The 24,149-nt window shown below is 73.6% G+C and carries 19 protein-coding genes; 6 read left to right on the forward strand and 13 right to left on the reverse strand.

The window, feature by feature from the left end:
- Window positions 1-121 precede the first annotated feature (121 nt).
- The 3 genes from ABD223_RS19005 to ABD223_RS19015 form a co-directional block, all read right to left on the reverse strand.
- The gene (locus ABD223_RS19005) at window positions 122-571 is read right to left on the reverse strand and encodes a DUF4383 domain-containing protein (RefSeq protein WP_344037626.1); all 450 of its coding nucleotides are present in this window, start codon (window positions 569-571) and stop codon (window positions 122-124) included.
- Between the two features lie 215 nt (window positions 572-786).
- Window positions 787-1,230, reverse strand: coding sequence for a hypothetical protein (locus ABD223_RS19010; RefSeq protein ID WP_344037627.1), 444 nt, complete (start codon window positions 1,228-1,230; stop codon window positions 787-789).
- A 992-nt stretch (window positions 1,231-2,222) separates the two neighbouring features.
- Window positions 2,223-3,062 carry a helix-turn-helix transcriptional regulator gene (locus ABD223_RS19015; RefSeq protein WP_344037628.1) on the reverse strand — a complete coding sequence of 280 codons (840 nt, stop codon included), beginning with the start codon at window positions 3,060-3,062 and terminating at the stop codon, window positions 2,223-2,225.
- A 203-nt stretch (window positions 3,063-3,265) separates the two neighbouring features.
- On the opposite strand from ABD223_RS19015, the gene ABD223_RS19020 reads away from it, so the two are divergent.
- Complete coding sequence (locus tag ABD223_RS19020; protein ID WP_344037629.1) at window positions 3,266-4,210, forward strand: SDR family oxidoreductase; 945 nt, start codon at window positions 3,266-3,268, stop codon at window positions 4,208-4,210.
- Window positions 4,211-4,518: 308 nt separating this feature from the next.
- On the opposite strand, the gene ABD223_RS19025 is transcribed toward ABD223_RS19020, so the two are convergent.
- Together ABD223_RS19025 and ABD223_RS19030 are read right to left on the reverse strand one after the other, a co-directional pair.
- Window positions 4,519-5,631, reverse strand: coding sequence for a fatty acid desaturase family protein (locus ABD223_RS19025; RefSeq protein WP_344037630.1), 1,113 nt, complete (start codon window positions 5,629-5,631; stop codon window positions 4,519-4,521).
- Between the two features lie 12 nt (window positions 5,632-5,643).
- Window positions 5,644-6,699, reverse strand: a complete 1,056-nt coding sequence (locus ABD223_RS19030) for a ferredoxin reductase (protein WP_344037631.1) — start codon at window positions 6,697-6,699, stop codon at window positions 5,644-5,646.
- Window positions 6,700-6,782: 83 nt separating this feature from the next.
- Here ABD223_RS19030 and ABD223_RS19035 point away from each other — a divergent pair, with 83 nt between their 5' ends.
- Both ABD223_RS19035 and ABD223_RS19040 read left to right on the forward strand, forming a co-directional pair.
- Window positions 6,783-7,919, forward strand: a complete 1,137-nt coding sequence (locus ABD223_RS19035) for a PucR family transcriptional regulator (protein ID WP_344037632.1) — start codon at window positions 6,783-6,785, stop codon at window positions 7,917-7,919.
- A 159-nt stretch (window positions 7,920-8,078) separates the two neighbouring features.
- Entirely contained in the window at window positions 8,079-8,450 is a 372-nt protein-coding gene (locus tag ABD223_RS19040) for an STAS domain-containing protein (RefSeq protein WP_344037633.1), read from the forward strand.
- Between the two features lie 8 nt (window positions 8,451-8,458).
- Here ABD223_RS19040 and ABD223_RS19045 read toward each other — a convergent pair whose 3' ends face one another.
- Window positions 8,459-8,896: an ATP-binding protein gene (locus ABD223_RS19045; protein WP_344037634.1), complete on the reverse strand. Its 438-nt coding sequence runs from the start codon at window positions 8,894-8,896 to the stop codon at window positions 8,459-8,461.
- A gap of 244 nt (window positions 8,897-9,140) precedes the next feature.
- Here ABD223_RS19045 and ABD223_RS19050 point away from each other — a divergent pair, with 244 nt between their 5' ends.
- Window positions 9,141-10,613, forward strand: a complete 1,473-nt coding sequence (locus tag ABD223_RS19050) for an alkaline phosphatase family protein (protein WP_344037635.1) — start codon at window positions 9,141-9,143, stop codon at window positions 10,611-10,613.
- 84 nt (window positions 10,614-10,697) lie between these two features.
- Here the strand turns inward: ABD223_RS19050 and ABD223_RS19055 are convergent, their stop codons facing one another.
- The 4 genes from ABD223_RS19055 to ABD223_RS19070 all read right to left on the reverse strand — a co-directional run bounded on the left by ABD223_RS19055 (window position 10,698) and on the right by ABD223_RS19070 (window position 16,219).
- Window positions 10,698-12,974 carry a discoidin domain-containing protein gene (locus ABD223_RS19055; RefSeq protein WP_344037636.1) on the reverse strand — a complete coding sequence of 759 codons (2,277 nt, stop codon included), beginning with the start codon at window positions 12,972-12,974 and terminating at the stop codon, window positions 10,698-10,700.
- A gap of 101 nt (window positions 12,975-13,075) precedes the next feature.
- The gene (locus ABD223_RS19060) at window positions 13,076-13,762 is read right to left on the reverse strand and encodes an HAD family hydrolase (protein WP_344037637.1); all 687 of its coding nucleotides are present in this window, start codon (window positions 13,760-13,762) and stop codon (window positions 13,076-13,078) included.
- Window positions 13,729-14,187 carry a pyridoxamine 5'-phosphate oxidase family protein gene (locus ABD223_RS19065; RefSeq protein ID WP_344037638.1) on the reverse strand — a complete coding sequence of 153 codons (459 nt, stop codon included), beginning with the start codon at window positions 14,185-14,187 and terminating at the stop codon, window positions 13,729-13,731. The genes ABD223_RS19060 and ABD223_RS19065 overlap by 34 nt, the downstream gene beginning before the upstream one ends.
- Before the next feature lie 4 nt (window positions 14,188-14,191).
- Window positions 14,192-16,219 (reverse strand): diguanylate cyclase, encoded by a 2,028-nt coding sequence (locus tag ABD223_RS19070; RefSeq protein ID WP_344037639.1) that lies wholly within the window; start codon window positions 16,217-16,219, stop codon window positions 14,192-14,194.
- Between the two features lie 254 nt (window positions 16,220-16,473).
- On the opposite strand from ABD223_RS19070, the gene ABD223_RS19075 reads away from it, so the two are divergent.
- Window positions 16,474-17,130 (forward strand): thiaminase II/PqqC family protein, encoded by a 657-nt coding sequence (locus ABD223_RS19075; protein ID WP_344037640.1) that lies wholly within the window; start codon window positions 16,474-16,476, stop codon window positions 17,128-17,130.
- Between the two features lie 11 nt (window positions 17,131-17,141).
- Here the strand turns inward: ABD223_RS19075 and ABD223_RS19080 are convergent, their stop codons facing one another.
- From ABD223_RS19080 to ABD223_RS19090, 3 genes are all read right to left on the reverse strand, one after another.
- Window positions 17,142-20,246, reverse strand: coding sequence for an amidohydrolase family protein (locus ABD223_RS19080; RefSeq protein WP_344037641.1), 3,105 nt, complete (start codon window positions 20,244-20,246; stop codon window positions 17,142-17,144).
- A gap of 175 nt (window positions 20,247-20,421) precedes the next feature.
- Window positions 20,422-22,521, reverse strand: a complete 2,100-nt coding sequence (locus tag ABD223_RS19085) for a putative bifunctional diguanylate cyclase/phosphodiesterase (protein WP_344037642.1) — start codon at window positions 22,519-22,521, stop codon at window positions 20,422-20,424.
- A gap of 146 nt (window positions 22,522-22,667) precedes the next feature.
- Complete coding sequence (locus tag ABD223_RS19090; RefSeq protein ID WP_344037643.1) at window positions 22,668-22,844, reverse strand: hypothetical protein; 177 nt, start codon at window positions 22,842-22,844, stop codon at window positions 22,668-22,670.
- A 107-nt stretch (window positions 22,845-22,951) separates the two neighbouring features.
- On the opposite strand from ABD223_RS19090, the gene ABD223_RS19095 reads away from it, so the two are divergent.
- On the forward strand, window positions 22,952-24,121 hold the full coding sequence (locus ABD223_RS19095; RefSeq protein WP_344037644.1) for a metallophosphoesterase: 1,170 nt from the start codon (window positions 22,952-22,954) through the stop codon (window positions 24,119-24,121).
- Window positions 24,122-24,149: the final 28 nt, after the last annotated feature.

Below are 24,149 nucleotides of genomic sequence, written 5' to 3' on the forward strand. Positions count from 1 at the left end.
CGATGGTGAATTTCGAGATGGTTCCGGTCCGGTGTGCCCGCGGAGCGCGGTTCCGCGAGCTGCCCCGGAACGCGCAGGGCCACCGCCGGCGGCGGTGGCCCTGCGCGGAGGAGGCTTTCGATCACATCGAGGTGCGACCGGGCAGGGAACGACGCCCCAGCGCCAGCCCGAGACCGAGCATGGCGACGGCCAGGAACAGGTGCAGCCAGTTGTCGGCGGTGTTGAGCGGGACGAAGTTGGCGGCGCTGTCGTGGCCGATGAGCAGGCCGTAGAGCCAGAGCACGAGGTAGATGACGCCGCCACCGACGAGGTAGAGGTACGCCCCGCGCGCCGTGCGCGCCAGCGCGAGGCCGGCGACGCCGAAGCCCAGGTGGACGATGTTGTGCAGGATGGAGACCTGGAACAGGCCCAGCAGCTTGGCCTCGGAGTGGTGGCCGGCGAACATCAGGGTGTCGTAATTCGTGGTCACGCCGGGGATGAACCCGGCGATGCCGACGAGCAGGAACACCGCTCCGAAGAGCAAAGCGACCGTTTGCACGGGGGTGCGGGTGGCGTGTTCGGTCCGAGACATGTCGTCCTCCGCTGGCACAGGTGTGGAATTTCGCGCTCATCCGGCAATACCCGGTGCGGCGGAGAATTACCCCTATTCGGCTCCGGTTCGAGTTGATATCGGCATATTTCCACCAGAGGTCGAATTCCACCGCGTTCCACATCCACGCGGAGACGTGGAAACGTGGAACGGGCGGGGCCACCAGTGCCGGCCCCGCCCGTTCCACGTCGGTGCGCTTACACCAGGTGGCCGGTCAGCGCGTCGGCGTGGCCACCGTCGCCGGCCGGGCCGGAGTCGCCCCCGGAGGTCTGACCGGCGTTGGTCGCGTCACCGGTCGAGCCGGTGTCACCGGAGTCGCCGGAGGACACCGTGGTCGTGCACTCGGCCAGCAGGCACAGCCCGTGAGCGGAGTTCCCGCCCGTGGAACCGGAGTTCCCCGAGTCGCCGGAGTTCCCGCTCACCGCGCTGTTGCGACTGGTGGCGTCGCCACCAGCGCCCGAGTCACCACCGGAACCGCCGCTCACCGCGGAGGTGACGGTGCCGGTGACCGAGCCGACCAGGCCACCCGGGCCCAGCGGGCCCTGGCCGGCCGTGTCGGCGCTCGCCACCGACTGCCCCAGCAGGACGAACCCGCCGGAGATCACCGCGGCCACCAGGCCGCGTTGGACGAACTTGCGCATCGAATTCCTTCTTCCCTTGAAAGCCCTGTTCCGTGCAGTGGTCAGCTCACGAAGGGAAGAACTCAGCTCGGGTGATGTCGCCCGAACACGTAGCACCACGGCCGCACCTGCCACCGCTCCGCAAGGACCGCGCGACCTCCGTCGCGCGCCCCGAGCCCGGAGCCGCCGGGCAGGTCAGCCTGACCCGGTGAACCACCGGCGTTGCCACCGGCGGACGTCGTGCCCGTCGCACCGGCCAGGACCGCGAGGTCCTGACGCGGCGACACCGGGCCGCTCCCGGGCTGCCCGTGCCACGACGAAGCCGCTGAGGCATCGGGCACCGCGGCGCCGGACGTGGCCGGGCGCGCCGTCGTCGTCCACAGCGGACCGGCGAACTCCACCACGTGGGGAGCACCCGCCTCGGGCGATGTCGCCGGTGGCGGAGTTCCCACCGGGACGGTCGCGTCGACACCGGATCGGTCGACACCGGGAGCGGTCCGGGCGGGAACGGGTTCCACCGGAGCCACTCGTCCAGGCTCGACGCCCAGCGCCTGCGGCTCGACGCCCAGGCCCCGCGGACGAACTCGGTGAACGATCCTCCGCGTGCGCGGATCCCGCCGACACCAACGCCACCACTGCGCAGCCGAGCAGGAAGCCCACCAGCAGCAGTGACCGGCGCAGTGCGACGGACGCGGAATCGAACGCGGTCGAACAAATCGAACAAGCTGTTCTCATGCAATCACCTCCCCTCGCTCTGCCAGGTATTCGACATCACCGTGTCGGTTCACACGAAAGTGGAAGTTTTTTGTTTGCACAGCTCAACGGCTATATAAAAAGTCAAACATGAATCTTCAGTGCATTTTTGACGGTGAACTACAGGCATATCGTTCACGCGCTGTGACGACATGGGCGCAGGGCCGGGTGAACCGGCGAACCCGCAGGTCGCCGAGCGCGGCGAGCGCGGCCCAGGCCCGCCTGCCGACGGTGACGCGGCGGCGGGTGTCCCCGGCTCCTCAGCGGAGCGCCTGGGCTCCGATGACGGAGAGCACCTGCAACTTCTCGTAACTCTCGCTGCCGGGTGTGGCGGTGTAGACGAGCAGTGAGTGGGCCTGGCCCGGGTCGACCAGCCGCTGGCAGTTCAGCTCCAGCGCGCCGACCTCGGGGTGGTTGAAGCGCTTGACGTCGCGCGGGCGTATCCCGATCTCGTGGTCCTCCCACACGCGCCGGAACTCCTCGCTGCGGTCCAGGAGCAGCTCGGCCAGGTGCGCGGCCCGGGAGCCTGGGCCGCGGAGGGTGACGAGCTCGCGCAGTCCCGAGGTGTACATCCGGGTGAGGAACGGGTGCTCCTCCGGCGCGTAGATCCGCCGGGCGGCGAGGTCGGTGAACCACCGGTACCCCGCGCTGCGGGCGGACCCGGTGTAGTGGGTCGTGTCGCCGGTGAGCGCCACGCCCATCGGGCTCTGCCGCAGGGTCTCGCCCAGCTCGGTGACGATCTCGGCGGGCGTGTCGTCCAGGCGGTCGAGCACCCGCAGGAGGCCGGGGCTGATGTGCTCGGTGGGCACTCCCCTGGGCGGCGGGTTGTGCCCGGCCAGTCGGAACAGGTGATCGCGTTCGTCGAGCGACAGGTGCAGGCCCTGGGCGATCGAGGCGAGCATCATCTGCGACGGCTGCGGGCCGCGTTCCCGCTCCAGGCGGGAGTAGTAGTCGACCGACATGTGGCACAGCGACGCGACCTCCTCGCGCCGCAGCCCGTTGGTCCTGCGCCGCGACCCGCGCGGCAGGCCCACGTCCTCGGGTTGCAGTGCCTCTCGGCGGTTGCGGAGGAACTCCGCCAGCCCGGGGCGATCGATCACGGCGCTCCTCCGTCTCGGGTGCTGCCTCGTTCCTACCGGCTGCGGGTAGCGGTAACCACGGCCCGCCGATCCCCCCATCGGAGCGAAGGGTGGCCTGGCGAGCCTGTGATCGGAAGGCCCTGGATACGCCCGGACCGGTCCGCCGAGGATCGGCGCCACGGCCCGAACGGGCACCCGGTGGACGAGGAACGAAAGCAGGACCAATGCCGCGCGAGCAGATCGACATCACCATCCCCGCCCTGTCCGGGAAGCGCGCCGTGATCACCGGAGCGAGCGACGGCATGGGCCTGGGCATCGCCACGCGCCTGGCCGCGGCCGGCGCGGAGGTGGTCATGCCCGTCCGCAACCCGCGCAAGGGCGAGGTCGCGATCACCACGATCAGGAGGGCCGTCCCGGGCGCGGAGGTCTCGTTGCGCAGCCTCGACCTGTCCTCGCTGGAATCCGTCAGGGCCCTGGGCGACGCCCTGCGCGAGGAGGGCCGTCCGATCCACCTCCTGATCAACAACGCCGGCGTGATGAGGCCGCCGAACCGGCAGACCACGGCCGACGGGTTCGAGCTGCAACTGGGCACCAACCACCTGGGCCACTTCGCCCTGGTCGGCCACGTGATGCCGCTGCTGCGCGACGGCCGCGCCCGCGTGATCTCACAGGTCAGCGTCGCCGCCCGGCGCGGCGGCATCAACTGGGACGACCTGAACTGGGAACGCGGCTACCGCGGGATGCGCGCGTACGGCCAGTCCAAGATCGCCCTCGGCCTGTTCGGCCTGGAGCTGAACCGCCGCAGCACGGCACACGGGTGGGGCATCACCAGCACCATCGCCCACCCCGGGGTCGCACCGACCAGCCTCCTGGCCGCCCGCCCCGAGCTCGGCCGCGGCCAGGACGTCCCGCAGGTGCGCCTGATCCGGGCGCTGTCGGCCCGCGGCATCCTGCTGGGCACCGTCGAGACCGCCGCGCTGCCCGCCCTGATGGCCGCGACCGACCCCGACGCCAAGCCGGGAGCGCTCTACGGACCCAGCGGCCCGGGGAACCTCGGCGGCCCGCCCGCCGAGCAGCGGCTGTACCCGCCGCTGCGCGGCGCCGAGGACGCCGCACGCGTCTGGCGGGTTTCCGAAGAGCTGACGAAGACCGCCTTCCCCACCGCTTGAGCGCCCCGCACGGGATGGCGACGACTTGCGACAGCTCGATCGCGTCGATCACGCGCGGCGACCTGGCGAGGGCGCTGCTCCTGTTCGACGGCGCTCTCGCGGTGACGATGGGCGAGCCCGCGACATCCGACCTGCGGTTGTGCTGCGGATCGACGAGGCCGCCCTGGGCAAGCCGGCCGCCGCGCTCGCGTTCGCTGCGCAGGGTGACCAGGCGGGTGGCACGGGCAAGGGCGAGTGTTCCGTGCCGTTCCCCGACCGCGAGGGTCGGGTCCGCGCCACCCGCCCGGCCGACCCCGTGCGGCGGTCGGTCACGCCGCGACGCGCTCCGGCGCGCGGTCGGGCGTCCTGACCTCCCGGTTCGGCAGCGACAGCCGGAAGACCTTGCGCCACGCCGAGAAGAGCTGCTTCGGCAGCGACCCCGTGACGTACTCCAGGCCGTAGCGGTCGAACACCTCCCGCACCTTCGGCGCGATCTCGCCGTAGCGGTTGCTCGGCAGGTCCGGGAACAGGTGGTGCTCGATCTGGTGCGACAGGTTGCCGGTCATGACGTGCAGCAGCTTGCTGCCGCTGATGTTGGCCGAGCCGAGCATCTGCCGCAGGTACCACTGGCCGCGGGTCTCTCCGACGATCGAGCGGCGCTCGAAGGTCTGCACGCCCTCGGGGAAGTGGCCGCACATGATCACCGAGTGGCTCCACAGGTTGCGGACCAGGTTCGCGGTGAACGTCGCGGCGAGCGTGGTGAGGAACGACGGACCGGACAGCAGCGGGTGGAGGACGTAGTCCTTCAGGACCTGCTTGCGGATCTTCTTGCCGACCTCGCGGGCCCGCGCCCGGAACTCGGGGTCCTTGCGGCGGCTCTTGCGCAGGTTCTTGCCGAGTTCCAGGTCGTACGCCGCGACGCCGTACTCGAAGAAGCAGGCGTTGATGAAGTTCCACAGCGGCTGGCCCAGGTGGAACGGGTGCCACCTCTGGTCCTCGTCGACGCGCATGATGCCGTAACCGAGGTCGTTGTCCTTGCCGATCACGTTGGTGTAGGTGTGGTGCAGCTCGTTGTGGGAGTGCTTCCACTGCGCGGCCGGCGAGACGTGGTCCCACTCCCAGGAGGTGGAGTGGACCTTCGGGTCGCGCATCCAGTCCCACTGCCCGTGCAGGACGTTGTGGCCGATCTCCATGTTCTCCAGGATCTTGGCCACGGACAGGCCCGCGGTGCCGACCAGCCAGGCGGGCGGGAAGAGGGAGAACAGCAACACGCCCCGGCTGGACATCTCCAGCTTGCGCTGCACGGAGATGACCTTGCGGATGTAGGCCGCGTCGCGTTCGCCGCGACTGGAGATCACCTCGTCGCGCAACGCGTCCAGCTCGCGGCCGAGCTGCTCGACCTGCTCGTCTGACAGGTGGGCGGTGGGGTCGATGGCCGTCATGCTGCTCGCTCCCTAGCGTTCGATCTCACAGGCGCCCGCCGCGGCGGACACGCAGGTCTGGATGAGGACGCCGGGCTCGGCGGTGGTGATCTCGCCCGTGCGCAGGTCTTGGACGCTGCCCGCGCGCAGCGGCGTGACGCAGCCGAAGCAGATGCCCATGCGGCAACCGGACGGCATCAGCACGCCCGCCCGCTCGCCGACGTCGAGCAGCGGCGTGGACCCGTCGGCCTCGACGGTCCGGCCGGTGGTGGTGAACGTGACCGCGCCGCCGTCGCCCGTCGCCAGGACGACGGGGCGGAACCGCTCGGTGTGCAGGCGGTCGGCGAGGCCGTGCCGCGCCCAGTGCTCCTCGGCGGCGTCGAGCATGCCCACCGGGCCGCACGCCCAGGTCTCGCGCTCGGCCCAGTCCGGCACGTGCTCGTCGAGGCGGGCGATGTCGAGCACGCCGTCGGTGTCGGTGTGCCGCTCGATCAACCGGATCGCACCGTCGGCGGCCAGGTCGTGCAGGTCGTCGCGGAAGATGACGTCCGCCCCGGTCGGCGCGGAGTGCAGCACGACCACGTCGGCGAGGTCGGCGTCGCGCATCATGCCCATCGCGGGCGTGATGCCGCTGCCGGCCGTCAGGTAGAGCACCTTCGCGGGCCTGGTGGCGGGCAGCACGAAGTCGCCGGTGGCCTGGTCGAGCTGGATGACCGCGCCCGGCTCGGCCCGGCGGACCAGGTGGTTGCTGACCTTGCCGCCCGGCACCGCCTTCACGGTGATCGTGATGCGGCCGTCGGCCCGGTTCGCGGGCGAGGTGACGGAGTAGGCCCGCCACAGCCTCACCCCGTCGACGTCGACGCCGACCCGGACGTACTGCCCGGCGACGTGGCCCTTCCAGCCGCGGCCGGGCTTGATCACGACGGTGGCCGCGTCGGCGGTCTCGGGGTGGACCGCCTCGATGCGCCCACGCAGGTCGGCGCCCGCGCGCAGCGGGTCGACCAGGTCGAGGTAGTCCGACGGCAGCAGCGGCGTCGTGACCATCTCCAGCAGCCTCAACGCCCTGGCGCGGAGGGCGACGCGTGTCATGTGTCCAGCATGGTGTGGCCCCGGGCGTAAAGTCCTGACCGCAGGACGTGAATAACACTGTGGAATTTGTACCGGGAGAACAAATGGGCCGCGCTGCCGGAGGTGCCGCCGAGGTCGGCCTCGACCACGCCACGATCACCGCGCTGCGGGCGTTGCTGCCGGTCACGGCCGACGAGGTGGTCCAGGCGGTGATCGACGAGGTGCCCAGTTACGAGGGCGCGCTGTCGGGCCGGATGGGCGGCAGGATCCGCCGCGCCGTGCGCACCGCGCTGGGCCACTTCCTGGACGTGGCGGACGGGGTGGACACCCAGGGGGTCGCCACCGAGGCGGCCTACGAGCTGGGCCGCGGCGAGGTGCGCGACGGCCGCTCGATGGACGCCCTGCTCAGCGCCTACCGGGTCGGCGCGCGCGTGGCGTGGCGTGGTCTCGCCGCCGGTGCCGTGTCGTCCGGCCTGCCGGCCGGGGGGCTCGCCAAGTTCGCCGAGCTGCTCTTCGCCTACATCGACGAGCTGTCCGCGACCAGCGCCGCCGGGCACGCCGACGAGCTGGCCGTCCGAGGTCGGGCGCGGGAGCGCTACCTGGAGCAGCTCTGCCGCGACCTGGTCGCGGGCGCCGACGAGGACGTGCTGCTCGCGGGCGCCGAACGGGCGGGCTGGACGCCTCCGGGCTCCCTGACGGCCGTGCTGCTGCCGCCCTCGCAGGCCCGCTCGGCGCGCCGGCTGCTCGACCCCCGCACGCTGCTGCTGGAGGACCTGCCGGACTCGACGGCCGTGCTCCTGGTGCCGGACGCGGACCGCGGTCACGTGCTGCGGCTGCTGGCGGACCGCTCCGCCGTGGTCGGCCCGGCCCGGCCGTGGACGCGGGTGGTGTCGTCGTTCACCCGGGCCACGCGGGCACGGGCGCTGTCGGCGGACATCCGCGACACCGAGCAGTGCCTGGTCGACCTGGTGCTCAACGCCGACCCGGAGGCCTACGACGATCTCCGCGCACGAGCGCTGGCGCCGTTGCGGGACGAACGGCCGGCGACCGCGCGGCGGTTGGAGGAGACGCTGCGGGCGTGGCTGCTCCACCACGGGCGGCGGGACGAGGTGGCGGCGTCGCTGTTCGTGCACCCGCAGACCGTGCGGTACCGGATGGGCCGGCTGCGGGACCTGTTCGGCGACCTCACCTCGCCGGAGCGGGTCCTCGAACTCACGCTGGCGCTGGCCAGGCACAGCTGATGCCGCGCTCCCCCGTGCTTCCGGTCGTTGTGCCGGGTGTCGGCGACCACGTACTGTGGGAAGCGGTGAATTGATCACCGATCCTCCGCGGAGCGACGATACGGGTTGAGCAGGAGCTCGGTTGCCGGTTCTCGTGGTCCAACGAGAGGCACCCCCCCCATGCTCCGCACCGCGGATGCCACAGCAGTCGCCACGGCAGTTGCCACCCACCACCGCGGCACCCCCGTCGTGGTCATGACCGGCGAGGTGGACTCGACCACCGTCGAGCCGGTCCGCCACCACCTGTTCGACCAGCTCGACCTCCGCCCACCCGGGCTGGTCGTCGACCTGTCCGGCGTGAGCTTCATCGGCTCCACCGGGCTGCACGTGCTGACCGAGGCGGCCACCCGCGCGGAACTCTCGGGCACGACCCTCGCGGTGGTGGCCCGCCACCGCGCCGTGCTGCTGCCGATGCGGCTCACCCGGCTGGACCGGGAAGTGACCGTGTGCGACACGGTCGACCAGGCCGTGACCGCGGTGTCGGCGCGCTGACGCCGCCTTCAGCTCCCTTCGCCGGGCGGGGGTGCGGAGCAGGCGACCTCGGCCCACACCGTCTTGCCCCGCTCCCCGTGCTCCACCCCCCAGTCGGCGCTCAGGTTCGCCACCAGCACCATGCCGCGCCCCCGGTGGGACCCCAGCCGGGACCGCCCCACCACCACCTCGCCGGGCGCCGCGTCGTCCACCTCGATCCGCACGGAACACGGCCGCACCAGCCGGTGCAGCCGCACCCGGCGCGGCCCCTCGCCGTGGTCGTAGGCGTTGGCGACCAACTCGGTGACCACCAGCAGGCAGTCACCCAGCTCGTCGTCGGTCAGGTCGGACAGCGCCCGGCCCGCCCACCGGCGCACCTGGACCAGCGGCGGGACCTCCTCGGTGAGGTCCCGGGCCGGCGCTCCGGGACCGGCGCCGTCCTCGTGGATCAGCGTCACGCGCCTCACGCCCCCTCAGCCGAAGACGTCGGACAGCGCGGAGGTACCCGCTCGGCCGACCAGTCAGGCCTGGTGCGACGCAGGTCACCGCCGCCGCTGACCCGAGGGCGCCCTTGAGGGCGCCACACCCACGATCACAAAACTTGTACTGACAAGTTGGCCAGACGTTAACCCAGTTCACCGCCTCCCTGAGGTCTCATGGGAACGACCGCGATCGTCCTAGTATGGTCAAGTTCCCGTGAAGGAGACGTGCGTGAGCCCCCTGCGCCACCTCGCCGCCGCCGGTCTCGCGATCGCCGCGCTGACCACCGCCCCGCTCCCGCAGGCCGCAGCCGCGGCCGCGGCCGCCACCAAGGTGCTCGTCATCGGCATCGACGGGTTGGTGCTCGACCGGATCGCCGCCGCCGACGCGCCCGCGCTGGACTCCCTGATCGGCACCGGGTCCTCGTCGAAGACCTCGCTGTACGCCAACCCGATGGCGCCCACGCTGTCCGGCCCCGGTTGGGCGACCATCGCCACCGGCGCGTGGCCGGACCGGCACGGCGTCACGAGCAACTCGTGGGGCACGTCCCACCGGTTGGCCGAGCACCCCGACTTCCTGACCCGCCTGGAGCGCGCCGACCGGTCCCGGACCACCTACGCCATCGCCACCTGGGCGCCCCTGGTCACCACGAGCGCGGGCACGGCGATCTTCGGTCCCGAGATCGACCTGCGGGTCCCCTCCGGCGGTGACCAGGCCACCGCCGACCAGGCCTCCCGCCACATCCGCGCCACCGACGCCGACGCGGGCTTCCTGCACTTCGACGACGTCGACGCCGCCGGCCACTCCTGCGGCGCGGCGGGCTCCTGCTACCGCGACGCGATCACCGACGTCGACCGGCGCGTGAAGCAGGTCCTCGACGCCATCGCCGCCCGGCCGACCCGCGCCCAGGAGGACTGGACCGTCGTCGTCACCTCCGACCACGGGCACACCGACACCGGCGGGCACGGCGGCGGCACACCCGGCGAGCGGTCCTCGCTGATCATCCACACCGGACCCGGCGTCACCCCCGGCAGGCCCGCCGTCGCGCCGGAGAACGTCGACGTCGCCGCCACCGCCCTCAGCCGGTTCGGCGTCACCGCGACCGGTCTCGACGGCAGGCCGCTGGGCACGGCGTCCACCGACCCGTTCGACGCCGTCGCGCTCAAGCCGGCCGTGCACGAGGCGACCGACGTGCTGGGCTGGTCCGACACCGCCCCGTCTGGCTGGCGCGTCGACAACACCGGCATGGGCGCCGGCGGCGTCACCGAGTGGCACGGGTGGGCCTTCACCAACGACGACTTCTGGACCCGCACCGAGGCGGGCCAGTGGCGTGAGACCAACGTCCGCGCGCGGGGCGTGTTCGCCGTCGCCGACTCCGACGAGTGGTCCGACCGCACCCGCACCGGCGCCTTCACCAGCGCCCTGGTCTCGCCCGCGTACGACGTCACCGGCCGCACGCGCGCGACCATCGGCTTCGTCTCGCACCACCGCAAGGAGGGCGCGGAGACCGCGACGGTGTCCGTGTCCTTCGACGGCGGCGCCTCCCGGACCGTGCTGACCTACACCGGCGACGTGGTCGCGCGGGTCGAGTCGGTGCCGGTGGCCGTCCCCGCCGGGGCGAAGCGGATGACGGTGACGTGGCGGCTCGCCAACGGCGACAACAACTGGTACTGGGCCGTCGACTCCCCGGCGGTCACCTCCTGACCCGTGCGGGCGGGACGACCTGCGAGGCGAACCCGGGGTGGGTGCTCCCCGACCGCACGACCGGCGAGCACCCACCCCGTCACGTCACCCCGCGTACGCCTCGAACTCCGCCACCTGGGCCGCGGGCCACCCGGTGTTGCCCGTGACGGTCAGCCGCAGGAAGCGGTGGCCGCCGGTGACCGGGATGCTCACCTGGTTCCCGGACGCCGGGTCGAACCGGTAGCCCGCCGAGGCGACCAACTGGCCGTACGACCCGCCATCTGTGCTGCCGGACACGCTCAGCGTCTGCGTGCGGGCGCCCCACGCGGTGGACGGCGGCAGCTTCAGCACGATCCGCCGCACCGGCACCACGCCGCCCAGGTCCGCCGTGAACGTCTGCGGGAACTGCTGGTTCACGCTCTCCCAGTACGTGCCGGTGTTGCCGTCGACCGCGTTGCCGGCGGGGAAGCCGCCGTTCGCGCTGGAGGCCGTCACGGGCTTGCCGCGCGCCAGGTTGCCGCCGGGCGCCACCGAGGTCGTGGTGGTCGTCGTGGGCGTGGTGGTGGGGTTGGAGTGCACCGGGTCGGGCCACGCGCCGCAGTACGGCGGACCGTCCCAGCCCGAGTTGCCCGTTCCCCTGGTGATCTGGAACGCGCCCTCGCCCAGGCAGTTGTAGACGCCGGCGCGGCCGAGGCCGGTGGCGACCACGTTGGTGAACGACGCCGAGCCCGGCGACTGGAGCTGGAGGCCGAACGTGCCCGCGCCGTTGATGCGCACGCCGTTGAAGTGGACGTTGGTGATGGTGCCGCTGATGAACTGGATGGCCTCGTAGTTGCTGTCGACCAGGTCGGTGTCGGTGACGTCGATGCGGCCGTTCATGGCGCCGTCGCGGGCGTCGAACCACAGGGCGCCCACGCCGAACTGCCAGTTGGAGTCCAGCACGCCCGCGCGCAGGGTGGTGTTGCGGGACAGCGTGGTGGCGCCGGACAGCGGCACGGCGGAGAACCGGTTGCCGACGTGGAGGCCGCCGCCCTGGTCCTGGGTGTCGGCGACGACGTTCTCCGTGACGACGTTGTCCCGGCCGCCGTAGAGGGCGATGCCGTTGGCCTTCATCGGGACTACGACGGTGTTGCGGCGGATGGTGTTGGAGTGGTCGGCCTGGTGCTCGGACCACAGGGCGATGCCGTCGTCGCTGATGTTGCGGAACAGGTTGTGCTCGACGACGACGTTGCTGATGCCGCGGTGCAGGTTCATGCCGTCCGCGAGCTGGTCGACGACCTTGTTGCCGCGGATGGTCAGCCCGTCGAAGGGGCCGTCGAGCCACAGGCCGACCTTGGTGTGCTGGAGGAACATGCCGGAGACGACCGAGCCGCCGCCCAGCGCGCCGCCGATGGCGTTGGTCTGGTCGCAGTCCACCCGGTCGGTGACCTCGCCGATGATCGCGAAGTCGTGCAGGCCGACGCGCGTGCCGACGCCCGAGTTGCCGCCCTGGCCGCAGGAGGACGGCTCGCCGAGGCCGTAGAAGCCGACGCGGTCGCCCGTCACGACGCTGTGCCAGTGGCCCGCGCCGCGCACGGTGACCCGGTCGACGGTGATGTGCTTGGTGACCGTGAACCGCCCGGCCGGGATCCACACCTCGCGACCGGCGGCCCGCGCGGCGGCCACGGCCGCGTCGAAGGCGGCGCTGTCGTTGCCGCCGTCACCGGGGACGGCGCCGTGCTCGGTGACGGACACGGAGTTCGCCGGGCGGGCCGCCGGCGGCGCGACCAGCTCGAAGTCCGCCAGGTCGATGGTGTACGAGGGCGCGGTGTCGCCCGCGTCGACCTGGAGCCGGACCTTGGCTCCCGCCGGGAGGGTGGTGGGGAACAGCGCGCGGGTGGAGTCGTAGAGGTGGTGCGGGCGGCCCTGGCCCGGGTCGTTGGAGTACGGGTAGGAGCCGTAGCGCCAGGCGTACCGGGAGGTGAGCGCGAGGCTGCCGGACCTCTGCCCGTTCAGGTGCAGCGACAGGGGCGCGGTGACGCCGTCGGGGACGCTGTAGCGGACGTCGATGGAGTTCGCGGGCTCGGTGAGGGTGAACTCGACGTACCTGCCCTGGCCCGACAGGGTCACGGCCCGCCTGCCCGACGCCTCGCCCTCCAGCGTGCCCTGGCGGCGGCCGGGGCCGATGCGGGTCCCGTTGGTGGCCGCGTCCTCGGCCTCGTGCTCGACGAAAGGCACGTCCGCGCCCCGGTTGGGGACGTCGAACGGCGAGCCGGCCGCCGCGGCGGCAGGGGGTGGCGCGGCGGGCGCCGCGACCGCGACCACGGCGGCGTCGAGCAGGGCGGCGGCCGTGGCGGCCGCGCCGAGCACCGGGAGGCGTCGGCGGTGGTGGGGCAGGCGCATGGGGTCAGCCCTTCGTTGGACGGGACCCTGGCGGCGGGCAGGGGTGCACGGTGTGGCGTGGCGCACACCATAAGCAGGCCACCTGCAAGATGTCTACTTAATCATGCAAAAAGTTGACTTTCGGCATCGAGCAGGCTGCGGATCGCCAGGTGGGTGTCCCCCGCGACGAGATCGGGCGGCGTCTCACCCGGCCACAGCCGCCCGTGGTCGACCCAGCAGGTGCGCAGGCCGGCGCGCCGACCGCCCTCCACGTCCAGCACCGGGTCGTCGCCCACCACCCAACCGGCGAGGGGGACCCCGCACCGCCGCGCCGCCAACCGGAAGATCTCCGGGTCCGGCTTGCGCGGGCCGACCTCGCCCGACGCGCACCAGCCGTCCACCAGGTCGGCCAGGCCGGTGCGCCTCAGCTTGCCCACCTGGTTGTCCGGCAGCCCGTTGGTGACCACGCCGATCCGCCACCCGGCCGCGCGCAGCGCCACCAGGCCTTCCGCCACGCCGGGGCGCGCCGCGACCAGCTCGGGCACCCGCGCCCGGTACCGCGCCCACAGCTCCTCGACCGGCTCCGCCAATCCGAACCGGGCGCGAACCTCGGCGAACAACCGGTCCTTGGGACCGCGCGACCGCCGCCCCGCACCCACCAGCCACGCCACCGCGTCCCCGGGCAGGCCGTGCTCGGCGGCGAACTCACCCGCCCACCGGGCGAACGCGCCGGTCAGGTCGACCAGCGTGTCGTCGAGGTCGAACAGGACGAGGGTCAGTACGCGCCGCCCAGCTTGCGGTGGTCCCACGACACCACCGAGGTCGGCGCGAACCGCACCCCGACCCGCTTGGCGGCCTGGGCGGCCACGAACGCGTCCAGTTCGGGCCCGCTGTGCCCGGAGTGCCGCAGCGCCACCGCCGCGCCGATCCGGGCGACCTCGGCCGGGTCCTCGACCAGGCGCGCGTCGCACTCCATGGTCACGCCGCGCAACCGGTCGTAGGTGTCCCCCGCCTCCAGCTGGAGCGTCGCCTCCGGCAGCCGGCGCAGGTTCGCCGCCTTCTGCGAGGCCCGGTAGGTCCAGGCCAGCAGCTCGTCGTCCTCGACGACGAACCACAGCGGCGCCAGGTGCGGACGCCCGTTCGGGCCGATCGTGGCCACCGTGACGACGCGCTGCTCCTCCAGGAACGCGCGCACCTCGTCCGGGGTCATGGTGATCAGGGCGCGGCGTGACACGGGGTCAGGATAGGCGGCTGCCCCCGCGGGACGCGGCCGCCCCGGCGACCAGGTCGCCCACCGCGTGCTCGGCCAGCAGCTCCAGGAACACGTCCACCAGGTGCGGGTCGAACCGGGCGCCCCGGCCCACGCGCAGCTCGCGCACGGCCTGCTCGTGGGTCAGCGCGCGGCGGTGCGGGCGGTCGGCGCGCATCGCGGCCCACGCGTCGCACACCGACAGCACCCGGGCCTCGATGCGGATCCGCTCGCCGCGCAGGCCGTTGGGGTAGCCCGCCCCGTCCCACCGCTCGTGGTGCTGGCGGATGACCTCGGCGACGTCGGCGTGGTCGGGCAGCACGCCGACCATGCGCGCGCCGCTGTCGGGGTGCTCGTGCAGCAGGTGCCACTGCTGGTCGGTGAGCGGGCCGGACTCGGTGAGCAGGTCGTCCGGCAGCACGATCATGCCCACGTCCAGCAGCCGACCCGCGCGGTGCGCGGTGCGGACCTCGGCGGCGTCGCGCGCGAGGCGCTCCGCCACGATCCGCGCCCACTCGGCGATGGCCAGGCTGCGGCCCGGACTCGCCACCCTCAGGTCGACCAGGTCCGCGACCTGGTCCAGGTAGTCCACCGCGACGTCCTCCCGGTGCTCGGCGACCGATGTCCCACCGGCCACCGCGCGATCGCGGCCAAGGTCCTTGGCCAGGTACAGCGCGCGGTCGGCGGCCGACACCAGCGCGGACGCCGTCCCGTGGTGGGGCGCGAACGCGGCGGTGCCGGCCGAGAGCGTAACCGTCACCGACGCCTCGTCGCTCACGACGATCGGGTCCCGGGCGACGGCGTGGCGCAGCCGCTCGGCCAGTCGCGTCGGCTGCTCGGCGTCCGCGCCGGTGGTGATCAGCGCGAACTCCTCGCCGCCGTAGCGGGCCAGCACGTGGTCGGGACCGGCGACCGCGCGCAGCCGGTCGGCCACCTCCACCAGCACCCGGTCGCCGCCGGGGTGCCCGAACCCGTCGTTGATGCGCTTGAACCGGTCCACGTCGAGGATCACCACGGCCAGCGGGCCGCCGATGCGCTCCGCGCGGGCCACGTCGTCGGCCAGGCGCGCCTCGAAGTAGCGGCGGCTGCGCAGCCCGGTGAGCCCGTCGGTGATGGCGATCCGGCGCTGGTCGACCGCCAGGCCCGCCAGCCGGGTGGTGGTCAGCGCGAACAGCACCGCGCAGCCGACCGCGATCGCCGGGACGTCCCGCTGCACGCCCTGGGCGTGCTGGAGGAGCAGCAGCAGCGGCCCGATCAGCGCGCCCAGGCACAGCACGGCCAACCGCGGCCAGCTCAACCGCAGCACGGGCACGTCCGCGGCCTGCGCGATCCGGCCCATGGACGGGTGCAGGGCGCACGCGCCGAGCGCCAGGTTGCCGGTCAGCCAGATCGCGTCGAGGAAGTTGCCCGCCGCGTAGGTGTGGTCCAGCCGTTGCAGGACGTAGACGGTGTCGGCGGTGAGGATCGCCGCGAGCCACGCGCTGAGCAGCACGAACGACGCGTCGCGGCGACCGCCGCCGCCGAACAGCAGCCGCAGCGAGACCAGCAGCACCACCAGGTCCATCAGCGGGTAGGCCAGCGACGCGACCTCCACCAGCAGGGGCGTGCCCAGGCGGGTCTGCGGGCCGATCACGAACACCCACGACAGCAGGCCCGCGCCCACGGTCAGCGACGCTGCGTCGAGCAGGCCGGGCAGGTCGCGGTGCGAGCGGCGCTGGCGGATCAGCACGACCAGGCCGGCGATCACCAGCGGGTAGTGGCCGATGTAGAACACGTCGGCGATCGACGGGTAGTGCGTCTCGTTGAGCACGTAGTGCGAGACGTAGAACGTGGTGTCGGCCAGGGCGTACACCACCTGGCCCAGCCCGAGCACCACCCACGGCGCGCGGTGCTCGGGCCGGTTGCGCCGCACGCCCCACCACACCGCCGCGGCGGCGGACGCGCTGATCGCGCAGTAGAGGACCACGCGCAACGGCACCGTGCCGACGAAGATCGGCACGGTGTAGTAGGCACCCATGACCGCGAGGCCGAGAACCACGTACCCGAGCCAGAGCCGATCGGGCTTTTTGATCGGGATTCCGCGGTTTTCCACCGACGTGTCCGCCACGACGCGCAATCCCCGACTCTCCTTCTGCGACTCGGCTCCGCTGCGACAAGCGTGGCCATGGAATCGGTAAACGGGAGGTGGCGTCAATCCCCCGTTGCCGAGTCTTCACCCGGCGGACCGGGGGGATAGGGTTGGCGCCCACCACCGTCGCCCTGGGGGAGATCATGTCGGATGAAGCGCGGGAACTGCTGGAGCGGGTGCGCGAGGAGGTGCGCCGGGACGGCGGGACCAACGAGCTGGTGTCGCTGATCGCCCGCGGACGGGCGTCGCTCGACGCGCTGCGCGCCCTCGCCGCGGAGGAAAACCTGATCGTGCGCAGCGATTGGCGAGCGTTCCTCACCTTGGCGGCGCAGTCGACCGAGCGACCGCAGCGCGAGTTCTTCGCGATGGTCGCGGGCGGCGAGGGTTTGGCGCTGGCCAAGCTCGGCGACTTCGCCGCGGGCTGCGGCCTCGGCGAGGACGACCTCGCCGCCCACCGGCCCCTGCCGGGGTGCCAGGCGTACCCGTCGTACGTGGCCAGGCTCGCGCTGGACGGCAATCCGCACGACGCGCTGCTCGCGATTCTGGCGAATTTCGCGGAATGGGGCGGCTATTGCGCCACGATCGCCGCGGCCCTGCGCGAGCATTACGGTTTCGACGACGCGGCCTGCGCGTTCTTCGACTTCTTCGCCACCCCGTCGCCCGAGTTGGACGCCCTGTCGCTGGCCGCGCTCGACGCGGTCCTGGCCACCGGGTGGACCCCGGAGGGCGCCCTGCCTGCGGCCCGCCTGCTGCACTCCTACGAGCTGATGTTCTGGAACACGCTGGCCGACCTGGCCTGAGCCGCCCGCCGTCAGAACTCCCCGCAGCACACGTGGGCCGCCCACTCGGGCTCGTGCCACCAGTGGTCGTGGTCGTGGGCGGCCGGCGGCGCAGGTGCCCGGAGTTCGCGGGCGCCCGCGCCCCGGAACGGCTCCAGCAACTCGTCCACGGTGTGCGACACCCCGCCGACCATCACCCGGCGCACGGCGGCGGCGGCGCGGATGTCGGCCAGCGGGTTGCCGGCGACCAGGGACACGTCGGCGTACGCGCCCGGCTTCAGCACGCCGATCCGCCCCGACAGCCCCAGCCACTCAGCCGGGTTGCGGGTCGCCGTGGTCAGCGCCTCCCGCGGGGTGAAGCCGAAGGCGACCATGGCGCGCAGGTTCTGGTGGGTCGAGGTGGCGACGGTGTCCAGGGGCGCGTCGGTGCCGCAGACGACCAGGCCGCCGCCGCGGTGGACGCGCAGCGCCAGGTCCACCCAGCCGGCCAGGACGTCGCGCGACCACGGTGACGCCGGGGTGCCCGCCGCGTCGGCGTCGGCGGCGTAGCGCTCGTGCTCCCACGGCGGGAACAGCACGCGCGTCCGCTCGTCGGTCACCAGCGACTTGTCCTCGGCGTACAGGGCGCGGGAGTGGAACAGGGTCGGCGTGATCGACATGCCGGAGGCCGTGAACAGGTCGACCACGTCCTGGTACGCCCGGCCGGTGCGGCTGATCGTGTGCGAGTAGCCGAGCCGGTTGGTGGCGCCGACGTGCTCCATGCCGTCCATGCCCAGGTTGGCCGCCGGGTACAGGTAGTGCGAGGACAGCGGCACGCCCGCGCGGTGGGCCGCGGCCGCGGTGTCGCGCTGGAGCGCGACCGGCAGCCGGACGTAGGTCTTGACCATGTCGTAGTCGAGCGCCAGCGCCCGCTCCACCTCCAGGTCGAGCTGCTCGCGCGACAGCGTGGGGCGCATGAAGTTGTAGTAGACGCGGGAGCCGTCGATCGCCTCGCCGGTGCCGAAGAACCTGGGGCCGACCAGGGTCCCCGCCGCCAGCGCCTCCCGCGTCTCCAGCATCTGGTACACCGGGTCGCCCGGTGAGCGGGTGGTGGTGATGCCGTAGGCCAGCCACAGCCTGCCCTGCCGCGCGCCCCAGTGCCGTCCGCGCAGGTGCCAGTGGTTGTGCGCGTCGACCAGCCCCGGCATCGCCACGAGGTCCCGGGCGTCCACCACGCGGTCGCCCGCCGACGAGCGGTGCGGGCGGACCTCCTGGACGCGGCCGTGCTCCACCACGAGGTCCACGTCGTGGCGCAGGTCGCCGGCCTCGCCGTCCCACACCGCGCCCGCGTGGACGATGGTGCGGCGCGGCGGCTTCGGCCTGCGCCAGGTGAGGTCGAGCCGGATGGTGCGCGCCGGGCCGCCGTCGATGCCGACCTGCCGCAGCCTGCCGTTGTTCAGGTGGACGAGGGTGTCGGGGCCGCGCCACGCGAGCGAGTCGGTCACCTCGCGGGTGACCTGGCGAGGTTCGCCGAGGAACCGGCCCGCCGCGTCGACCCGCACCACCCACGCCACGCTCTCCACCACGAAGGCCAGGTGCGCGCCATCGGGCGACCACACCGGGCCGTCGTCGCCGCGGGTCGCGATCGACCGGAACGGCATCGGCTCGGTGTAGCGCAGCTCGCCGCTGCCCAGGTCGACGGTGAGGACCTGGCTGGTGCCCTCGCGGAAGCGCCGGGAGAACGGCTTCACCGCGGCGAGCGCGAGCACCGACCCGTCCGGCGACCAGGTCGGCCGGCCCGGCATGAACAGCGTCGGCGTGACCTGCCGCCGGTCTCCCGTTGGCACGTCGAGGACCCAGACCGCGCCGTCCTGGTCGACGTAGGCGATGCGCCTGCCGTCGGGGGCGAAGCGGGGCGTGGTCTGCGAGCCCGACGCGCCGCCGAGGACCCGCTCCTCCCCCGTGGCCAGGTCGTGCAGCCACAGCTCGGGCACGCCGCGCCGGTCGCCGGAGTACACGAGCGACCGGCCGTCGGGGGCGAAGTCCGGGTCGGAGTCGAAGCAGGCGCCGCCGGTGAGCCTGCGCGGCCTGCCGCCGGCGATGGGGGCCAGGTGGATCGCGTTGAGCGCCCGGAACGCGATCGTGCCGCCGTCCGGCGACACCACCGGGCCGGCGATGCCCCGCACCGGTGCGGGCACGAGGCCGTCGAGGCGCCGGGCCCGCCGGCGCGCGAGCGGCGCGGAGATCGGCACGGTCGCCTCGAACGGCACGTCCCGCACCGCGCCGTCCGGTTCGCGGCGGCGGATCCGGCCGTCCGCGGTGTAGAGCACCGCCCCGCCGGTCCACGTGGCGGCGAAGCCGAACACGTCCTCGCCGTCGGTGAGCCGCCGGTCGCCGAGCACGAGGTCGGCGCGCCCGTGGCGGACCACCACGTAGCCGGGGGTGCGGTCGTCCGGGCCGAACGCCGCGCCGTGCAGCCGCGCGCCCTCCGGGGCCGTCGCCACCCGGACCCGCTCGCCGGTGGCGACGGTGAGCACGTCCACGGCGGTCTCGTCGACGGTGAAGACGACCCGCCGCCCGTCCGCGGACCAGCGCGGCGCGGCGGGCTCGCCCGGCGGGCCGGTCAGGTCGGTGATCCCGCCGGAGGCGAGGTCGAGCAGCAGCACGCCGTAGCCGCCGCTCCGGTCGCCGGTGAACGCGATCGAGCGCCCGTCCGGGGAGAACGCCGGTTCCCGGTGGTCGAAGCGGCCGGTGGTGAGCCGGCGCGGCGGGCCGCCCGCGACGTCGACCAGCCACAGGTGGTAGTTGCCGTCCCGGTAGGACTGGAACGCGATCGAGCGCCCGTCCGGCGACCAGGTCGGCAGCGTGGCGTCCTGCGACTCGTCGGTCAGCCGGCGCGCCGCGCCCCCGGCGGCGGGCAGCACCCAGATCGCGGTGACCAGGTCGATCGCGAGCCACCTGCCGTCCGGTGACGGCGCGACCGAGATGTTGGTGCCCTCCCGCAGCCGCACCCGGCGGGGCGCCGCGACCGGGTCGGCCTGCGCGGTGGGCGCGACCGCCCCAGCCCCGACCGCCCCAGCCCCGATCGCCCCAGCCCCAGCCGCGCCCAGCGCCGCCGCCGCCTGGCCGCCGCGCACCAGCAGGTTCCGTCGAGTCATGTCCTGTGCTGCCATGCCCAGCCCCCCGCGCGGTCGGCCAACCGTCCCCACCCTGCCGGCTCCCGCTGCGGCGCGGGCGTCCGAACGGCCCTCGGCGCGAGCCGCTCACCCGGTCCCGGTGGTCGGGGCCTCGTCCGCCTCGCCCCCGTGCCCCGACCGGGCTCCCGGCGCGCGGTCAGGGGACCGCGACCGGGTGGCTGTCCCAGTTCTCGGGGGTGTCGGGGCGGCCGAAGAGGTAGCCCTGGGCGTAGTCGCAGCCCGCCCGGCGCAACCAGTCGGCCTGCGCCTCGGTCTCGATGCCCTCGGCGACGGTGTGGGCGCCCAGGACCTCGGCCAGGTCGATGATGCAGCGGACCACGCCCGCGGTGCGCCCGGTGTCGTCGAGGTTGCCGGTGAACGACTTGTCGATCTTGACCACGTCGAACGGGTACCGCTGGAGGTAGCTCAGCGAGGAGTAGCCCGTGCCGAAGTCGTCCAGGGCCACCCGGACGCCGGTCTCCCGGACCTCCATCAGGCCGCGCATCGCCGCCTCGTCGGCCCACACCGACTCGGTCACCTCGATGGTCAGGTGGGCGGGCGGCAGGCCGGTGGTCTTGAGCACGCGGTCGAGGGAGGGCAGGAACGCGGGCGTGGAGAGCTGGCGCGTGGAGACGTTGACGGTGACGCCCAGCGCGCGGCCCTGCTCGCGCCAGCGCATGGCCTGCTCGCAGGCCCCGGCCAGGACCTTCGCGCCCAGGGGCACGATGAGGCCGGTCTCCTCGGCGAGGCCGATGAACGCGCCGGGCCCGAGCAGGCCGTGGCCGGGGCGCTGCCACCGCACCAGCGCCTCGGCGCCCGACGCCTCCGACGTGGCGAGGTCGACGATCGGCTGGTAGTGCAGCACCAGCTGGCCCTCGTGCACCGCGGTGCGCAGGTCGGCCTTGTCGCGCTGCCGCGCCAGCACCTGCTCGCCCATCTCCGGCCGGAACAGCCGGATGCGCCCGCCGCCCTCCCGCTTGGCCGCGTACATCGCGGTGTCCGCGTCGCGCAGCAGGTCGGCGGTGCCGACGCCCGGCCGCGACACCGCGATGCCCACGCTGGCCCGGATCACCGTGTCGTGCCCGAGCCCGGTCAGCGGCCGGGCCAGCTCGGAGAGCACTCGGGTGGCCAGCCGCGCCGACTCGCGCACGTCGTGGCCCGGCGCGAGCACCGCGAACTCGTCGCCGCCCAGCCGGGCGGCCTCGGCCACCGGGCCCGCGGCCCGGTTGATCCGCTCGGCCGCCGACACCAGGTACCAGTCGCCCGCCTCGTGCCCGTCGGCGTCGTTGACCTCCTTGAACCCGTCCAGGTCGATCACCAGCAGGCCGACCGCCTCGCCGGCCAGCAGCGCCTGGTCCACCAGGTGCAGGAAGTGCGCGCGGCCGGCCAGCCCGGTCAGCTCGTCGCGCTCGGCGCGGGCGCGCAGGACCTGCTCCAACCGCCGCCGCTTGCTCACGTCCTGGGCGGTGACCAGGGTGTGGCGCTCGATCGGCACCGCCTGCACGGCCAGGACGCCGGTGGCGCCGTCGGGGCGCGGCAGCTCGACCTCGACGGGTTCCCCGGCGGTGCGGCAGCCGGAGCGGCAGCGCGAGATGTCGGGGCCGTGCGGGCACGGCACGTGGTCGTCCGGGCCGCCGGTCCAGGACAGCAGCTCGCCGGCGCGCTCGTTGCGCAGCGAGGGCGTGCCCCGCTCGTCGAGCAGCGCCAGGCCGACGGGGCTGGAGCGCACCACGGCGTCGAGGGTGCGGTTCGCGCGGTCGAGCAGCCGCGTCGAGCGCACCGCCTCGTGCAGGGCCAGGGTTTCCACGACCAGCCCGGCCAGCGGCATCAGGTTGGCCGCGAGCTGCGGTCCGGTGACGGCGGCCGGTTGGGCGGCCAGCCACCAGCACAGGCCGACCAGGTAGCCGGCCAGCGCGGGCAGCGCCTTGACCGGGTAGCGCTCCGCGCCGCACAGGGCCCGGCGGACGGTGACCGCGAACAGGAAGGCGACGACGGGCTGCGGCGTGGGCATGACCAGGGTCGCGGCGACGATGACCACGCCCTCGACCGCGGCGGCGGGCCAGGGGTAGCGGGCGGGCCGCAGCCAGCTCACCAGCACGACCACCACCAGGGCGGCCAGCGGCAGGTGGGCGGGACCGTCGCCGGCGAACACCACCTGCCCGGCGAACACCAGGCCGGCCAACCAGGTGAACGCCGAGGTGAGCCGGATGATGCGGCGCAGCCCGGCCAGCTCCGCCGACGGGAGCGCCCCGCCCACCGGAGCACGGGTTGGACGAGCCACGCCCGGTTACCCCCAGAGTAGAACGACGATCACGGCACGGCCTGCCGGGTCATCGCACTATCCAGATCCGATTTCCGGGATGCAACCGCCATTCGGGTGAATGTCCACTGTGGACCGGACGCTCAGTTGGCCGGGGTGCCGCCCTCGTTCGGCGGGTCCGAGTCCGGGAACGGGTCCGGGTTGGTCTCGCGCAGGTCGGCGGCGTCCGCCTTGGCTTCCGCGATGTCCCGCCGCACCTCCGCCAGCCGCTCGTCCTGCTCGGGCTTCTCCATCTCGCGCACGTCGTCCTCGTCGACCATGGCCCTGGGGTTGCCACCGGCGGAGCGGGCAAACCGCCTTGGACAGCGACCGGGGCGAGAGCTAGCCTCGCTAACAGACCACCGGTTCGTAAACGCGAGGAGACCCGATGTCGACCAGCGCGCCGCCCCGCCCCTCCGCGCGCCGTCGCGTCACGTTCACCGCGGTGCTGCTCTCCGTGACCGCGCTGCTCTTCTGGGTGCCCTGGTTCGGCCTGTTCGCGCCGAGCGCGCGGTGGCCGTGGCCGGTGCAGCTGACCGGCACGGTGCTCGTCGCGGCCGCCTCGGTGGCGTTCCCGCTGCTGCTGGTCCGCGCGCACGGCCGCCGGCACACCGACCGCGCCGCCCGGGTCGCGCACGCGATGCTGGGCGTGGCGTGGGTGTTCTTCGCCTGGACGCTCGTCACGGACGTGCTGCGGCTCGCGCTGGCGGTCGCGGGCGTGGACAACCCGCTGCGGGCCCGGGTCGTCGCGGTGCTGCTGCTGGTGATCGGCCTGGTCCTGACGGCGCACGGCGTCCACGAGGCGCGACGCGTGCCGCGGGTCAGGCGGACCGAGGTGGTGCTGCCCCGGCTGGGCGCGGCGTTCGACGGGCTGACCGTCGCGGTGCTCGCCGACACCCACTACGGCGCGATCGACCGCACCCGCTGGTCGCGCGCCACGGTCGCGGCGGTCAACGCGCTGGACGCGGACGTCGTGGTCCACGTCGGCGACATCGCCGACGGCACGGTCGAGCAGCGCCGGGGCCAGGCCGCCGCGCTGGCCGACGTCCGCGCGGCGCACCGGTTCTACGTCTCCGGCAACCACGAGTACCTGAGCAACGCCCAGGCGTGGCTGGCCCACCTGACCGAGCTGGGCTGGACGAGCCTGCACAACCAGCACCGCGTGCTGGAGCGCGACGGCGCGCGGCTGGTGTTCGCGGGCGTGGACGACGTCACCGGCGCGCACTCCGGCGAACCCGGCCACGGCGCGGACCTGGCCGCGGCGCTGGCGGGCACCGGGCCCGACGACCCGGTGGTGCTGCTGGCCCACCAGCCGAGCGAGGTCGTCAAGGCGGTCGCCGCGGGCGTGGACCTCCAGCTGTCCGGCCACACGCACGGCGGCCAGATCTGGCCGTTCCACCTGCTGGTGCGGCTCCAGCAGCCGGTGCTGTCCGGGCTGAGCCGCCACGGCGAGCGCACCCGGCTCTACACCAGCCGGGGCGCCGGGTTCTGGGGCCCGCCGCTGCGCGTGTTCGCGCCCAGCGAGATCTCCCTGCTGACCCTGCGCGCGGGAGCGTGATCCGGGAGCGGACCGCGTAACATCCCGA

The organism is Saccharothrix xinjiangensis (assembly GCF_039527585.1).
GTDB lineage: Bacteria > Actinomycetota > Actinomycetes > Mycobacteriales > Pseudonocardiaceae > Actinosynnema > Actinosynnema xinjiangensis.